Genomic DNA, 14,428 nt, shown 5'->3' with positions numbered 1-14,428 from the left:
GCGGGACGACATAATACCCCGATATGAAAACGAAACATTAATTAACGCATTCACAATAAAGCTGATAACCTTTTCACGAGAATAAAATCCCGCCTCGCCCCTGCCGAGGCATTTCAGAACAGCCTTGAATTCCGTCTGTTTCCCGCAACCGGGCAACTTGAGCATTTACCCGCACCCTCCACCGGAAGGTTCATTTCAGCATGGCGTACACCACCCCCCCGGCCCCGATCGATTTCCAGACCATGCTCGAGGCCGGAACCACCTTCGATACAGTCAACCGGATCGGAGACGATGTCTCCCAGGTCGTCGCCGTGAACGACAATGGCGATTTCGTCGTGGCGTGGTCCTACATTTATTCCGCGTCGGATTCCGACGTCGTGTTCCAGGAATACAACGCCGACGGTACGCCCAAGGGGGTGGCTCATACGGTCGCCGACAGCGCGGGTGCCGAAACGGTCACCGACATCGCCTATGCCCCTGACGGAACGGTCCTTGTCGTCTACAGCTCGGTGACGAGCGGTATCGAGAACGTCTTCGTCCAGCGGGTCACAACCACCGGCACCCGCATCGGATCCGCGATCCAGGTGGAAAGCGACGCGGCGACGGTGGCCAACAAGGACCAGTCGAACGGCAAGATCGCGGTATTCGACAACGGCGATTACGCGGTGGTGTACCAGAACGCGTTCTCCAGCACCGACAAGGATGTCCGCCTGCGCCTGTTCAATGCCGACGACACGGCAAAGGCTGCGTCGCAGTACGTCTCCACGGCAGCGTCCGACCAGTCTGATCCGGACATCGCCGCGCTCGCCAGCAAGGACACGGGCGACGGCAGCTTTGCCTTCGCGGTGACCCTGACACAGGAAGAGGTGGACAACACCGGGTCGCCCAACGATGTCTCGCTCTACCGGTACGATTTCGACGGGACGCTTCTCGGCAACACGACCGTGAACACCGTCACGAACCGGTCGGAGGGCAACTCTGCCGTCGCCGTGGACGCGGACGGGCGGATCTACGTGGCCTTCGGCTCCACCGACGGCGCGACCGGAGGTCAGGTCTTCTATCGGCGCTTCGAATCGAACGGGACCGCCGTGGACGCAAGCCAGGTCTTCGTCACGTCGACACAACTGCCGCTGCCGAACACCGATATCGACGTCAGTGACGACGGACGCTTCGTCCTCGCCTTTGACGGTTTCACCACCCAGAACGTCACCGTCAAGATGTATGCGGCCGACGGGACCGCCGACACCACCCGCGGCTTCGACGGTACCGGCAGCGAGCTTGGCCCGTCGGTCGCCATCACCGCCGACGGCGCGCGGACGGTCGTGGCGGCGCTGAGCGACATCGGACTGACGTACGACGAAGCCCGCTTTTCCGTCTACGAGGGCATAGGCTTCCAGGCCGGCACCGGCGGCAGCGACACTCTGGTCGGCACGGACCTCGGCATAGACCAGAAGGATCACCTCGTCGGGGGAAGCGGCGACGACACCCTGACCGGCGGAGAAGGCGCAGACACCCTGGACGGCGGCGGCGACGACGACAGCGTGGCCGGCGGCGCCGGTGACGACCTGATCATCGGCGGGACGGGCTCCGACATGATCGATGGCGGTGCCGACACCGATACGCTCGACTACTCCGCTCTGTCCGGCTCTGTGATCGTGGATGCCAACTCCGGCGAGAGCCAACATTCCCTCGGGGACCTCGACAATTTCACAAGCATCGAACGCTTCATCCTGACCGGTTCCGGCGACGTGTTTTTCGGCGATTCCGGCGATATGTTCGTCAGCGCACTCGGCGGCAACGATCACCTGACAAATGGCCCGGGACGCGACACCCTTCTCGGCGGGTCCGGGAACGACACCATCAATTTCATATATGGCGACGGCCAGTCGGGGCAGAGCTTAGATGGCGGTCCGGACACCGACACGTTGTTCTTCGACGGTAATCTTCCCTACAGCAGCTTCAACCTGCGCGATGACACCGTGGTCGGCTTCGAAGTCATTACGGTCGATCAGAATTTCGGGTATCCCGGCGCGCCGACCCGCATTTCAATGACGGCAGCGCAGATCAGCACGATCAACACGGTCGAGGTCCTCAAGATCGGTAGCGATCTCGTCGGCCTCGACCTCCATATCTACATGGAGGACACCACGGCGCTCGATCTCTCGGCCGTCTCGATCTCGACCATGTCAGACGCGGACGGCACCGGCTTCTCCATCTTTGGCGATGACGACGCCGAAAGCGTGACCGGGACGGCTCTGGGCGACAACATCCGGACCCAGGGCGGCGAGGACACGATCGACGCCCTGGGCGGCGACGACACGATCGAGCTCGGCGGCGGCGGGTCCTACTCGGGCGGAGACGACGACGATCTCTTCATCCTGCTCGACGGGCTTCCCATCGGTGACGGCGTCGGCGACATCGTCAACGGCGGCCCCGGCAACGACACGCTCGACATGAGCGGCGTCACCGGCACCGGCATGAAGGTCAACCGGCCCGGTTTCAGCCTCGACACGAACGTGTCGTCCCTCGACGACCCGGCCCAATCCACCGAAATGATCAGGGTAGAACACTACATCGGCACCGACCAGGGCGACGATTTCCTGATGTACGCCGCAGACGTCTCAATCGAAGGCCGTGGCGGCAACGATACCATCCTGGCTGGCTTCAATTCACAGACGATCAGCGGCGGCGACGGCGATGACGTGATCGACAGCGACTTCGAGCTGGTGTCCAGCATCAGCGACAATCTGAGCGGTGACGCAGGCAACGACACCCTGAGGGGCTCGGAGTCCGGTTCGGACACGATCGACGGCGGCGCCGACAACGACGAGATCGACGGCCGGGGCGGTGAGGACCGCCTGATCGGCGGGCTCGGCGACGACACGATAGATGGCGGCGCGGCCACGGATACAGCGGTCTATGCCGGGGCGCGGGGGGATTTCGCGGTGTCGGTGACGCGGGACGGGACCGTGTTCGTCGAGGACCTGAACCCCGACGACGGCGACGAAGGTCGCGATGTGCTGCAACGGGTCGAGAGGCTGGAATTCGCAGACGGCATCGTGAACGTCAGCACGCTTGCAAGCGGCGCCTTCGGCGAGACCGGGACGGTCGTGCTGACCCACCAGAAGACCACCCTGACCCTGCAGCGCACCTACATCGACCCGGTGGTGATCGCCTTCGTCGCCTCCGACACCGGCGCGCATGAGGTCAACGCGCGCATCCAGCAGGTCTCCGGCAACACGCTGCGGATGTTCGTGCAGGAGCCCGATTACCTCGACGGGATACACCCTACGGGCGAAACGGTGCATTACATGGTGGTCGAGTCCGGAAGCTGGATCCTGCCCGACGGCACGCTCATCGAGGCCGGGACGCTGACCTCCGGCACGCTCGCGGAGGCGGGCTTCGACCAGGTCGCCTTCGACAGCGAGTTCGACAGCGCGCCGGTGGTCATCAGCCAGGTCCAGACGACCAACGGCCCGGCCTTCGTCACCACCCGGCAGAACGGCACAAGCGCCGAGGGCTTCGGCGTGAGCATGCAGGAGGAGGAGGCCGCGACAGACGGCGTGCACAACGCAGAGAAGATCGGCTGGATCGCCATCGAGGGCGGCAGCGGCTCCGTCGCGGGGTTCACATGGGAGGCCGGACAGGTCTCCGCCGTGCAGGCGTCGAACACCGCGGCACAGCTCTCGTTCGCGGCGGGCGTCGTGGTCGCGGGGCTGTCGAGCTACGGCGGCAGCGACCCGGCCTGGGCCGGCGGCACCGGGCTGAACGGCACCACCTTCAACGTCCGGGTCGAGGAGGACAAGAGCGCCGACGGCGAGACGGCGCACGGCCCGGAAACCGTTGATTACTTTGCCTTCTCCGGATCACAGACACTGGCCGCCGCACCGCGTCAGGAGATCCTGGAAACCGACAGCGCGACCCTCACCCACCAGCAGACGACCCTGACCCTCGGCCGCACCTACGACAACCCGGTGGCGCTGGCCTACGTCGAGACCGACAACGGCCTGCAAGAGGTCAATGCGCGCATCACGCAGGTCACCGGCAACAGCGTGACCCTGCGCGTGCAGGAGCCCGACTACCTCGACGGCCTGCATCCTGTGGGCGAGCGGGTGCATTACATGGTGGTCGAGGCGGGCACTTGGGTCCTGCCCGACGGCACGGTGATCGAGGCCGGCACGCTGAACACCGCCAATCTCACGGCGGACGGGTTCGAGCAGGTCAGCTTCGCCGCCGACTTCGACGCGGCGCCGGTTGTGCTGAGCCAGGTGCAGGGCACCAACGGCCCCTCCTTCGTCACCACGCGGCAGCAGGGCTCGACCGTGGACGGCTTCGAGGTGGCGATGCAGGAGGAGGAGGCCTCGACCGACGGCGTGCACAACGCAGAGACGATCGGCTGGGTCGCGATCGAGGCGGGCACAGGCCAATTCGGAGGCTTCTCGTGGGAGGCAGGGCGCCTTTCCGGCGTGCAGGGCTCCGTCACCGCGGCGCCTTTGTCGCTGGCGGCGGACGGCGTGCTGGCGGGCCTCTCGACCTACGGCGGCAGCGACCCGGCCTGGGCGGGCGGCCCGGGCCTCGACGGCACGACCTTCAACGTGCGCGTCGAGGAGGACAAGAGCCTCGACAGCGAAACCGCCCACGGCAACGAAACCGTCGACTACTTCGCCTTCGCGGGCAGCGGCATCGTCTCTGCCTACGACTACGACCTCTTCGTGTAGGGAGGTCGAGGGGCGGCGGCCACCGCGCGGCGTCAGGTGTTGAAGAGGAAATGCAGCACGTCGCCGTCCTGCACCACGTAACCCTTGCCCTCGGCCCGCATCTTGCCGGCCTCTTTCGCCGGACCTTCTCCGCCGAGCGCAACGTAATCGTCGTAGGCGATGGTCTCGGCCCGGATGAAGCCCTTCTCGAAATCGCCGTGGATCACGCCCGCGGCCTGCGGTGCGCCGGTGCCCTTGCGGATCGTCCAGGCGCGCGCCTCCTTCGGCCCCACGGTAAAGTAGGTCTGCAGGCCCAGAAGCTCGTAGCCCGCCTTGATGAGACGGTCGAGACCGGCCTCTTCCAGACCCAGCTCGCCCAGGAATTCCTGCGCTTCCTCGGCGTCGAGCTGGCTGATCTCTTCCTCGATCTTGGCCGAGATCACCACCGCCGAATTGCCCTGCGCCGCCGCCATCTCGAAGACCTTGGCCGACAGGGCGTTGCCTTCCGAGGCGTCGCCCTCGTCGACATTGCAGACGTAAAGCACCGGCTTCGCGGTCAGAAGCTGCATCATCCGCCACGCCTTCATGTCCTCGGCGTCGACCTCGACCACGCGCGCGGGCTTGCCCTGCTCCAGCACCTCCAGCGCCATCTTCATCAGGCGCTCCTGCTGGACCGCCTCCTTGTCGCCGCCGCGCACCTTGCGGACGATGTTCTGCAGGCGCTTCTCCAGCGATTCCATGTCGGCGATGATCAGCTCGGTCTCGATGGTCTCCGCGTCGGACACCGGATCGACCCGGCCGTCGACGTGGGTCACGTCATCGTCCTCGAAGCAGCGCAGCACATGCGCAATGGCGTCGACCTCGCGGATGTTGGCAAGGAACTGGTTGCCCAGGCCCTCCCCCTTCGACGCGCCCTTCACGAGGCCCGCGATGTCCACGAAGGTCATCCGCGTCGGGATGATCTGCTTGGACCCGGCGATCCCGGCCAGCTTGTCCAGCCGCGGGTCCGGCACCGCCACGTCGCCCACGTTGGGTTCGATCGTGCAGAAGGGAAAGTTCGCCGCCTGCGCCGCGGCGGTCTTCGTCAACGCGTTGAACAGCGTGGACTTGCCCACGTTCGGCAGTCCAACGATCCCCATCCGAAATCCCATCACATCGCTCCAAGCCAAGGGTCCGGGGCCTTCTAGGCAGAGCGTCGCCCAAACGCAAGGCGAGGCATTGACCCGGAGGCCCTCCACCGATTACGTTGATATCAAATTAATGAAGGAGACGACCATGCAGATCACCCCGTACCTGTTCTTCAAGGGCAACTGCCGCGCGGCCTTTACCCGCTACGCGGAAATCCTCGACCTGCCCGCGCCGCAGATCATGGACTTCTCCCAGTTGCCGGAGGCGGACAAGGCGAACATGGCCGGTGCGCCCGAGGACGCGGTGATGCACGCCATGCTCATGCTGCCCTCGGGCGCGCTGATGGGCTCCGACGACATCGGCCCGGATGTCCAGCCGATGGCCGGCTGCTCCGTCAACCTGACGGTCGCAACCGCGCAGGAAGCCAACCGCATCTTCGACGCGCTCGCCGAAGGCGGCGAGATTCGCATGCCTCTGGCCGAGACGTTCTGGACCCCCGCCTTCGGCACGCTCACCGACGCCTTCGGCATCCGCTGGATGGTCATGGCCGAAGCGCCGCAGGGCTGACGCAGACGCAAAAGGCGCGGGACACCTGCCCCGCGCCTCCGGTCATGTCCCTTGAAAGGTCTCAGCCGAAACGGTTCGGCGCGTTCTCCGGTGCCTTGGCGAACCAGACGATCAGGATGATGAAACCGATGAGCGGGATGAACACCAGCAGCTGCCACCAGCCGGACCGGTCGATGTCGTGCAGACGGCGGGCACCGATGGCGATCTGCGGCACGATGATGGCCAGCGACCACAGGCCGCCAAGGATCGGCACGCCGATGATCGCGTCGATGATGTTCGCCACGATCGACACGACGAAGCAGGCCAGCCACGCCTTCCAGAATTCGCCGCGGTTCGAGCGGCCCTCGAAGTTGATGTAATTCTTGAAGAACCGGCTCAGCGCCTCGCCGAAAGCCACGTCCTCGCGGTAGTTGCCGCCCCCCGCCGGGGCATGCGCCATGGTGGTGTCCATCAATCTGTCTCCTGTAAATGCATATTCTTGTAAGTGTTTCGCGTTTCCGGCGCCCGCGCGGGGGCCTTCCCCCAGTAAATCACCGGCAGGGGTTTTCGATCAATGGTGAAATACCCCCACCCGGGCCTCAGACCGGCATGGCGATCAGTCCGCGGCCCCGGGTCCAGAAGCGCGTCATCAACAGCACCGCCGCCACCGCCAGCCCGCAGACCAGCCCCAGCCAGACGCCCACGGCGCCGAGGCCCAGCGAGAAGCCGAAGACCAGGGCGGCGGGCATGCCCACGCCCCAGTAGGCCAGCGTCGCCATGATCATCGGCACGCGCGTGTCGTGCAACCCGCGCAGAAGGCCCACGTGGATCACCTGCAGCGCGTCCATCAGCTGGAACAGCGCCGCCATCAGCAGCAGCAGGCGGCCCACGCGCAGGATCTCGTCGCGCAGCGGGGACAGCGGGTCGATGAAGGCGCTCAGCAGCAGGTTCGGCACCGACACGAACAGCAGCACCGACAGCGCCACCGCGACCAGCCCCATCCACAGCGCCACCTTGGCGCCGCGCATCAGGTGGTCGCTGTCGCCCCGGCCAAGCGCATTGCCCGCGCGCACCGTCGCGGCGTTCGACAGGCCAAGCTGCACCATGAAGGTCGCGGTCGAGATCTGCAGCGCAATACCATGCGCCGCCAGCGCCACGGCGCCCAGCCAGCCCATCAGCACCGAGGACCCGGCAAACAGCGCCACTTCGGCCAGCGTGGTCAGCCCGATGGGCCATCCCAGCGCGAAGACGCGGAAGAACATCTCGCGGTCGGGGCGCCACATCCGCACGAACAGCGTGTGCTCCGGCAGCACCCGCACGGCGTAGATCACGATCAGCACCAGCGACAGAATCTGCACGCCGAGCGAGGCGATGGCCGCACCCGCGATGCCCAGCTCGGGCAGGCCCCACTTGCCGAAGACCAGCGCGTAGTTGGCCACGCCGTTGGCCACCGCCGCCGCCACCGTGACCCAGAGCACGACGCGCGTCCGCTCCAGCCCGGCGAGGTAGTTCTTCAGCACCATCACGCCAAGCGCCGGCAGCATGCCCCAGCCCGCGATCCGCAGGTAGTCCTGCGCCAGCCGCGCGATCTCCTCCGCCTGCCCCATCGCCCGCAGCAACGGGTCCGAGAACCACAGGAGCGGCATGACCAGCACGAAGTACATGGTCGAGATCCACAGCGCCATGCGCGTGGACCGGCGGATCATCACCTCGTCGCCCTTGGCGGCGAAGGTCGCAACCATCGGCAGGATCGCCCAGGCGAAACCGGCGCCGAACAGGAACAGCGTGAAGAACAGCGAGGTCGCCAGCGTCAGCGCCGCCAGTTCCGGCACGCCGTACCAGCCCAGCACCACCGTATCGGTCAGCCCGATGGCGAATTGCGCAAGGTGCCCGCCGACAAGCGGCAGGCCAAGGCTCAGCAACGCTTTCGCGTGCTGAGGATATGTCATCACCGTCCGGGTCATGATGTGGCGATTACGTGGGCATTCGTCCCGCCGCAAGCATGTGTTTCCGCACGCTCCAGGTGCGGATATGAGAATTGTGTGTTAACGTAGCGGAAATTACTCCTCGCATTGACACCCGAATGGCCGATCCGATTGACCTCGATCACCTCTTTCAGGATGCGCGCGCCTTTCTCGGGGAGCTGGCGCAGTCCAACTCGCGTGAGTGGTTCCAGATCCAGAAAACCCGCTACGACACGGAGCTGAAGCGCCCCTCCGAGAAGCTGCTGGCCGAAACCGCCGCGTGGCTCGAGGCCGAGACCGGGCAGCAGCCCCGCACCAAGCTCTTCCGCCCCTACCGCGACGTGCGCTTCTCGCCGGACAAGACGCCCTACCACACGCACCTGCACATGATGTGGTCGCTGCGCGACGGGCGGGCGTGGATGCTGGGCATCGCGCCCGACTATGCCACGATGGGCGTGGGCATCATGGCCTTCGGCCCGGCGCAGGCCGACCGCTTCCGCACCGCCATAGCCGGCCCCGAAGGCGAGACGCTGGAAGACCTGCTCGCCCAGGGCTGGCGCATCGATCCCCCGGCGCTGAAACGTGTACCCGCGCCCTACCCCGCCGACCACCCCCGCGCCGATCTTCTGCGGCACAAGGGGCTGGTGGCCTGGGCGGACGGCCTCGACGACGCGCTGACCGGCGACATAGGCACGGGCGTCCGCGACGTCATGATCCGCGCGCAGCCCATCATGGGCTGGCTCGCCACCGTCGCCTGACCGACCGGCCGTCCCACTCAAACCTCGGTCAGAACGTCCCGCCAGGAATGCGCGGGCTGGTAGCCCAGCATCTCCTTGGCCTTGCGGTTCGAATAGAAAGTCTCCCGCTCGCCCATCTCGCGCTTGACCGGCACACCGTCGTAGAAGCGTTTGCGCACCTCTGCGTTGCTCAGTGCCACGGACAGATCGTCGTTCGAGACGTTGAACACCTCGTAGCCCAACCCGTCGGTCTTCAGGCAGCACTCCACCATCTGGCCCAGATCCCGCACGTCGATATAGGCAAAGATGTTGCGCCGCCGGAGCGACGGGTCCGCCACGAAGGACGGGAACATCTCGGCGTATTCGTGCGGCTCGATCACGTTGTTGATCCTGAGCCCATAGATGTCGCGGCCCCAGCGCGCGTGAAAGCTGCGCCCCGTCGCCTCGTTGCAGACCTTCGAACAGGCATAGGCGTCCTGCGGCACGGTGGGATGTTCCTCGTCGACCGGCACGTACTCCGGCTTCACCTCGCCATCGGCAAAGCAGACGCCGTAGGTCGTCTCCGACGAGGCAAAGATCACCTTGGGAACGCCCGCCTTCATCGCCGCCTCCAGCACGTTGTAGGTCGACAGCGTGTTGACGCGGAAGGTCTCGCAGTCGGGCTTGATGAGGATGCGCGGGATCGCCGCGAAATGCACCACGGCGTCGAAGGACGGCAGCCCGGTGCCGGGTTCCAGTTCGTCGAGGTCGGCATAGCTCTGCATGGCAGAGAACACCTGCCCCGGATCGGTCAGGTCGCAGATCATGTTGTCCACGCCCTCCGCCTCGAGCGGCACGAGGTCGAGGTTCAGGACCCGGTGCCCCTGTTTCACGAGGTAGGGCACCACGTGCCGCCCCGCCTTGCCCGCTCCGCCGGTGAACAGAATACGCATGTTGCCTCCCTTGCAGTCCTGTCGCGATGGCGGGGCCATTGATTTTCCCCGCCCGTTCCGGCAACAGACCTAGAACGCTGACCGGAGAGAACCATGACCCGCATCGAATCCAAGTTCGCCCAACTTCGCGAGGAAGGAAAGAAAGCCTTTGTCGCCTACATCATGGCGGGCGATCCGGATGTGGACAGCTCGCTGGCGGTGATGAAGGGCCTGCCCGAGGCCGGGGTCGACGTGATCGAGCTGGGTCTGCCCTTCACCGACCCCATGGCCGACGGCGAGACGATCCAGCTTGCCGGGCAGCGCGCGCTCGAAGGCGGGATGACGCTGGTGAAGACGCTCGACATGGTGCGCGCCTTCCGCGCGGGCGACAACACCACGCCGATCGTGCTCATGGGCTACTACAACCCGATCTATTCGCGCGGGGTGGACCGCTTTCTTGCAGAGGCGAAGGAGGCCGGGATCGACGGGCTGATCATCGTCGACCTGCCGCCCGAGGAGGACGAGGAGCTCTGCCTGCCCGCGCAGGCGGCGGGCCTGAACTTCATCCGCCTTGCCACGCCCACCACCGACGACAAGCGCCTGCCGAAGGTCATGCAGAACACCTCCGGCTTCGTGTATTACGTGTCGATCACCGGGATCACCGGCGCCGCCGCCGCCGAGGCGGGCGACGTGGGCCCCGAGGTCGCCCGCATCAAGGCGGTGAGCGACCTGCCGGTGATCGTGGGCTTCGGCATCCGCACGCCGGAACGCGCCAAGGCCATCGCCGAGGTCGCCGACGGCTGCGTCGTCGGCACCGCCATCGTCGGCCAGATCGCCGAGGGCAAGTCCACGGCGGAGGTGCTGTCCTTCGTGAAGACGCTGTCCGACGGCGCACACAGCGCCTGACGGTCCCTCCCGGACAGTTCCCGGTTTCGCCACAGGTGTCGTCCCGGCTGCGCCTGAAGGATCCGTCGATTGTCGTGCTCCGCACGACCGGGGGCGCCGCCCCCGGACCCCCGAGGTATTGTTGCCAAGATGAAAGGGGGCGACGTGACGACGGGTCCGATCGGGAAGTAGGACGGGTCGGGATGCCGCTGGCCGGGTCGGAGGAATGGCCTGTGAGGGGGACGGCCGAGCCCGGGGTCAGGAGGGGCTGCGCAGGAGGCGGGCCATTTCCTGCACCAGTTCCTCGCGACGGAAGGGTTTGCCCACATGGGCGTCGATGCCCTGCGCGGCATAGTCGGAAACCTGGTGCGTCATCACGTTGGCGGTCAGCGCCATGATCGGCACGCGCGGCCGCCCCGCCCCCGCCTCCCACGCGCGGATCTCGGCGGCGGCGGCGAGGCCGTCCATCACCGGCATGTTCACGTCCATCAGGACGAGGTCGAAGGGCCGCGCCCTGCAAAGCGCCACCGCCTGTGCGCCGTCGGTCACCATCCGCAGGTCGAGGTCGAAGGGCTTCAGCACCAGCCGCAGCACCTTCTGGTTGGTCTGGCTGTCCTCCGCCACGAGAACCCGCCAGCGCCGGGCGTGCAGGATCTGCTCGGCCTCGTACCCCTCGGACCGGTCGACCCGCCGGTCGGCCACGGGCGCCGCGCCAAGTGCCACGGTTGCCACGAAGCACGCGCCGCCGCCGGGGGCGTGTTCGTGCACGAGGTCGCCCCCCAGCAGCCGGCAGAAGCGGCGCGAGATCGCAAGCCCCAGCCCCGTGCCGCCATGGGTGCGCGACACGCTCGGGTCGCCCTGCGTGAAGGGATGGAACAGCCTGCGGCGCTGCGCCTCCGACACGCCGGGCCCGCTGTCGGTCACCCGCATCTCCAGCCGGCCGTCCCGCACCGTCAGCCGGGCAGAGACCGCGCCCTCCCGGGTGAACTTGAAGGCGTTCGACAGGAGGTTCGACAGCACCTGCCGCAGCCGGGTCGGATCGCTGACCACCAGCGCCTGCTCCGCCGTCACCTCCACCGTGAACGCCAGCCCGCGCGAGGCCGCCGTCTCTGCAAAGAGGGCCCGCTCGTCCGCCGCGAAGGCGCGCAGGTCGAAGGGGCGCATCTCCACCTCCATCCGGCCCGCCTCGATCTTCGACAGGTCGAGCAGGTCGTTCAGCAGGTCCAGCAGCACCCGGCCCGACGACAGGATCACCTGCGCCATCTCGTGCTGTTCCGGCGGCAGCGCGCTTTCCTCCAGCCCGGCGGCCATGCCGAGGATCGCGTTCATCGGCGTGCGGATCTCGTGGCTGATGACCGCGAGAAAGCCGCTTTTGGCGTCGTTGGCCGCCTCCGCCTCCGCCCGGGCGCGTTCCAGTTCCTCCGTCCGGCTGCGGACCGCCTCCTCCAGCGCCTCCGCCTGTTCGCGCAGCGCCTTGTTGGCCTCCCACAGGGCGCGGCTCTTCTCTTCCAGCAGGGCTTCGGCCTCTGCGCGGGCCTTCAGCGCGCGTTCGTAGCGGGCGCGGGACACCATGTCGCCCGGCAGGGATGACGGCTCCCCCAAGCTACCGCTCCACCGCCACGTCGAACACCGCCTCGCCGTCCGAGACCCGCGCCACGCCGACCCTCAGCGGTGTGCCGTAATGCGCCCCGCAGGCGTGGATCATCCCCTCGCAGAAGGCCACCAGCGGGCGCGGCGAGACGTAGCGCATCCGCAGCCCCTCCCCCTGCCAGGTAGTTTCGAACCGCGGCAGTTCCGCGTCCGGGTATAGCTTGCGCACCTCGACGTGCACCTCCGTCTCCACTGACTGAAGCAGGTCCAGCGGGCCGTCCTTCGCCGCGAAGACGTCGGGATAAAGCTCCGTGAAGCGGGTGTGCATCCACGCCCCGAAACGCCGCTGGAGGTCCTCCGCCGCAAGACCCGTCCGCCCCGACAGCGCCGTGACGATCGCCAGAAGCTCCGAACAGGGGTAGTTGCCCACGCGGCTGTAGGCCCCGCCCGAGGCGAGCGCCAGTTCGTCCAGAACCTCGTCCACCGCCGCCTCTCCGACGACGCCCTCTGCCATGGCCAGCAGTTCCGTGAACACGATCCCCTTCATCCGATCCTCCCGGCATCACGCGGGCGGAGCCTAGCTGCGGCCGGTGAAGACGGGCTTAAGCCCCTTGCCACGCAATTCCCCGATTGGTAACCAACTCTTACCAAAATCAGCGGAAAAGAGGTCCCCATGCCCGTCATCACCAACATCGAGGACCTCAAGCGCGTCTACCGCCGCCGCGTGCCGAAGATGTTCTATGACTACTGCGAATCCGGGTCGTGGTCGGAACAGACCTTCCGCGAGAACGTCTCGGACTTCGACGACATCTACCTGCGCCAGCGCGTCGCCATCGACATGGCCAACCGTTCGACAAAGACGCAGATGATCGGGCAGGACGTGGCGATGCCCGTGGCGCTCGCCCCGGTCGGGCTGACCGGCATGCAGAACGCCGACGGCGAGATCAAGGCGGCCCGCGCCGCCGAGGCCTTCGGGGTGCCCTACTGCCTGTCCACCATGTCGATCTGTTCCATCGAGGACGTGGCCTCGCACACCTCGAAACCCTTCTGGATGCAGGTCTACACCCTGAAGGACGACGACTACATGCAGCGGCTCTTCGACCGGGCGAAGGCGGCGAAATGTTCGGCCGCCGTCATCACCGTCGACCTGCAGCTTCTGGGCCAGCGCCACAAGGACCTGAAGAACGGCCTCTCGGCCCCGCCGAAGCTGACGCCGAAGTCCGTGGCCAACATGATGACCAAGGTGCCGTGGGGGCTGGAAATGCTCCAGACCAAGCGCCGCTTCTTCGGCAACATCGTGGGCCACGCCAAGGGGGTCACCGATCCCTCGTCGCTGACCACCTGGACCGCCGAAAGCTTCGACCAGTCGCTGAACTGGGACCGTATCCGCGAATTCCGCAAGATGTGGGACGGGCCGCTCATCATCAAGGGCATCATCGACCCGCGCGATGCGCTGGAGGCCTGCAACGTCGGGGCCGACGCCATCGTGGTGTCGAACCACGGCGGCCGGCAGCTTGACGGCGCGCTCTCCTCCATCCGCGCGCTGGAACCGATCCTCGACGCCGTGGGCGACCGGATCGAGGTGCATCTCGATTCAGGTGTCCGCTCCGGCCAGGACGTGCTGAAGGCAGTGGCCATGGGCGCCAAGGGCTGCTGGATCGGCCGCGCCTACGTCTATGGGCTCGGCGCCATGGGCCAGGCCGGCGTCACCAAGGCGCTGGAGGTCATCCACAAGGAACTCGACACCTCCATGGCGCTCTGCGGGCACCGCGACATCAACACCGTCGACCGCGACATCCTCATGGTGCCGCGCGGCTTCTCCGGCGACTGGGCCTGACCTTTGGTCTGCGGCGGCGGCGCGTCACGGGCGCGCCGCCCCGGCCATTGTTTCCCGCCTCACACCAGTCCCGCGGCGGAACATCGTTAACCGCCGAAGTTGGCATCGAAACAATCCGTTTCCAAATGCGCCG

At 66.6% G+C, this 14,428-nt stretch carries 11 protein-coding genes; 5 read left to right on the top strand and 6 right to left on the bottom strand.

Annotation, left to right across the window (positions count from 1 at the left end):
• Positions 1 to 200: 200 nt before the first annotated feature.
• Positions 201 to 4,718, top strand: a complete 4,518-nt coding sequence (locus ACU0DV_RS01770) for a beta strand repeat-containing protein (RefSeq protein ID WP_446242051.1) — start codon at positions 201 to 203, stop codon at positions 4,716 to 4,718.
• A 32-nt stretch (positions 4,719 to 4,750) separates the two neighbouring features.
• On the opposite strand, the gene ychF is transcribed toward ACU0DV_RS01770, so the two are convergent.
• Positions 4,751 to 5,848, bottom strand: a complete 1,098-nt coding sequence (ychF, locus tag ACU0DV_RS01765; protein WP_100927362.1) for a redox-regulated ATPase YchF — start codon at positions 5,846 to 5,848, stop codon at positions 4,751 to 4,753.
• A gap of 124 nt (positions 5,849 to 5,972) precedes the next feature.
• Here ychF and ACU0DV_RS01760 point away from each other — a divergent pair, with 124 nt between their 5' ends.
• Positions 5,973 to 6,392, top strand: a complete 420-nt coding sequence (locus tag ACU0DV_RS01760) for a VOC family protein (protein WP_100927363.1) — start codon at positions 5,973 to 5,975, stop codon at positions 6,390 to 6,392.
• A gap of 61 nt (positions 6,393 to 6,453) precedes the next feature.
• Here ACU0DV_RS01760 and ACU0DV_RS01755 read toward each other — a convergent pair whose 3' ends face one another.
• Together ACU0DV_RS01755 and ACU0DV_RS01750 are read right to left on the bottom strand one after the other, a co-directional pair.
• Entirely contained in the window at positions 6,454 to 6,843 is a 390-nt protein-coding gene (locus tag ACU0DV_RS01755; RefSeq protein WP_100927364.1) for a DUF805 domain-containing protein, read from the bottom strand.
• A gap of 127 nt (positions 6,844 to 6,970) precedes the next feature.
• Positions 6,971 to 8,320, bottom strand: a complete 1,350-nt coding sequence (locus ACU0DV_RS01750) for an MATE family efflux transporter (RefSeq protein WP_446242052.1) — start codon at positions 8,318 to 8,320, stop codon at positions 6,971 to 6,973.
• 134 nt (positions 8,321 to 8,454) lie between these two features.
• On the opposite strand from ACU0DV_RS01750, the gene ACU0DV_RS01745 reads away from it, so the two are divergent.
• Entirely contained in the window at positions 8,455 to 9,093 is a 639-nt protein-coding gene (locus tag ACU0DV_RS01745; RefSeq protein ID WP_446242053.1) for a TIGR02453 family protein, read from the top strand.
• 17 nt (positions 9,094 to 9,110) lie between these two features.
• Here ACU0DV_RS01745 and ACU0DV_RS01740 read toward each other — a convergent pair whose 3' ends face one another.
• Positions 9,111 to 10,004 carry an NAD-dependent epimerase/dehydratase family protein gene (locus ACU0DV_RS01740; protein WP_446242054.1) on the bottom strand — a complete coding sequence of 298 codons (894 nt, stop codon included), beginning with the start codon at positions 10,002 to 10,004 and terminating at the stop codon, positions 9,111 to 9,113.
• 93 nt (positions 10,005 to 10,097) lie between these two features.
• Here ACU0DV_RS01740 and trpA point away from each other — a divergent pair, with 93 nt between their 5' ends.
• Positions 10,098 to 10,889, top strand: a complete 792-nt coding sequence (gene trpA / locus ACU0DV_RS01735) for a tryptophan synthase subunit alpha (RefSeq protein WP_283982720.1) — start codon at positions 10,098 to 10,100, stop codon at positions 10,887 to 10,889.
• 237 nt (positions 10,890 to 11,126) lie between these two features.
• Here the strand turns inward: trpA and ACU0DV_RS01730 are convergent, their stop codons facing one another.
• Together ACU0DV_RS01730 and ACU0DV_RS01725 are read right to left on the bottom strand one after the other, a co-directional pair.
• Positions 11,127 to 12,470 (bottom strand): ATP-binding protein, encoded by a 1,344-nt coding sequence (locus tag ACU0DV_RS01730; protein ID WP_446242055.1) that lies wholly within the window; start codon positions 12,468 to 12,470, stop codon positions 11,127 to 11,129.
• A gap of 1 nt (position 12,471) precedes the next feature.
• Positions 12,472 to 13,005, bottom strand: a complete 534-nt coding sequence (locus ACU0DV_RS01725; RefSeq protein ID WP_370312001.1) for a heme NO-binding domain-containing protein — start codon at positions 13,003 to 13,005, stop codon at positions 12,472 to 12,474.
• A gap of 126 nt (positions 13,006 to 13,131) precedes the next feature.
• Here ACU0DV_RS01725 and ACU0DV_RS01720 point away from each other — a divergent pair, with 126 nt between their 5' ends.
• Positions 13,132 to 14,295 (top strand): alpha-hydroxy acid oxidase, encoded by a 1,164-nt coding sequence (locus tag ACU0DV_RS01720; RefSeq protein WP_100927371.1) that lies wholly within the window; start codon positions 13,132 to 13,134, stop codon positions 14,293 to 14,295.
• Positions 14,296 to 14,428: the final 133 nt, after the last annotated feature.

This window comes from Sagittula sp., assembly GCF_052825245.1.
This window is presented reverse-complemented; position numbering and strand designations above follow the sequence as displayed.

What these genes read in the sequence shown, in the direction of transcription:
- ACU0DV_RS01760 (WP_100927363.1), top strand. Translation starts at nt 5,973, where the DNA reads ATGCAGATCACCCCGTACCTGTTCTTCAAGGGCAACTGCCGCGCGGCC.
- ACU0DV_RS01745 (WP_446242053.1), top strand. Translation starts at nt 8,455, where the DNA reads ATGGCCGATCCGATTGACCTCGATCACCTCTTTCAGGATGCGCGCGCC.
- ACU0DV_RS01755 (WP_100927364.1), bottom strand. Translation starts at nt 6,843, where the DNA reads ATGGACACCACCATGGCGCATGCCCCGGCGGGGGGCGGCAACTACCGC.
- ACU0DV_RS01725 (WP_370312001.1), bottom strand. Translation starts at nt 13,005, where the DNA reads ATGAAGGGGATCGTGTTCACGGAACTGCTGGCCATGGCAGAGGGCGTC.
- ACU0DV_RS01720 (WP_100927371.1), top strand. Translation starts at nt 13,132, where the DNA reads ATGCCCGTCATCACCAACATCGAGGACCTCAAGCGCGTCTACCGCCGC.
- trpA (WP_283982720.1), top strand. Translation starts at nt 10,098, where the DNA reads ATGACCCGCATCGAATCCAAGTTCGCCCAACTTCGCGAGGAAGGAAAG.
- ACU0DV_RS01740 (WP_446242054.1), bottom strand. Translation starts at nt 10,004, where the DNA reads ATGCGTATTCTGTTCACCGGCGGAGCGGGCAAGGCGGGGCGGCACGTG.
- ACU0DV_RS01770 (WP_446242051.1), top strand. Translation starts at nt 201, where the DNA reads ATGGCGTACACCACCCCCCCGGCCCCGATCGATTTCCAGACCATGCTC.
- ACU0DV_RS01750 (WP_446242052.1), bottom strand. Translation starts at nt 8,320, where the DNA reads ATGACATATCCTCAGCACGCGAAAGCGTTGCTGAGCCTTGGCCTGCCG.
- ychF (WP_100927362.1), bottom strand. Translation starts at nt 5,848, where the DNA reads ATGGGATTTCGGATGGGGATCGTTGGACTGCCGAACGTGGGCAAGTCC.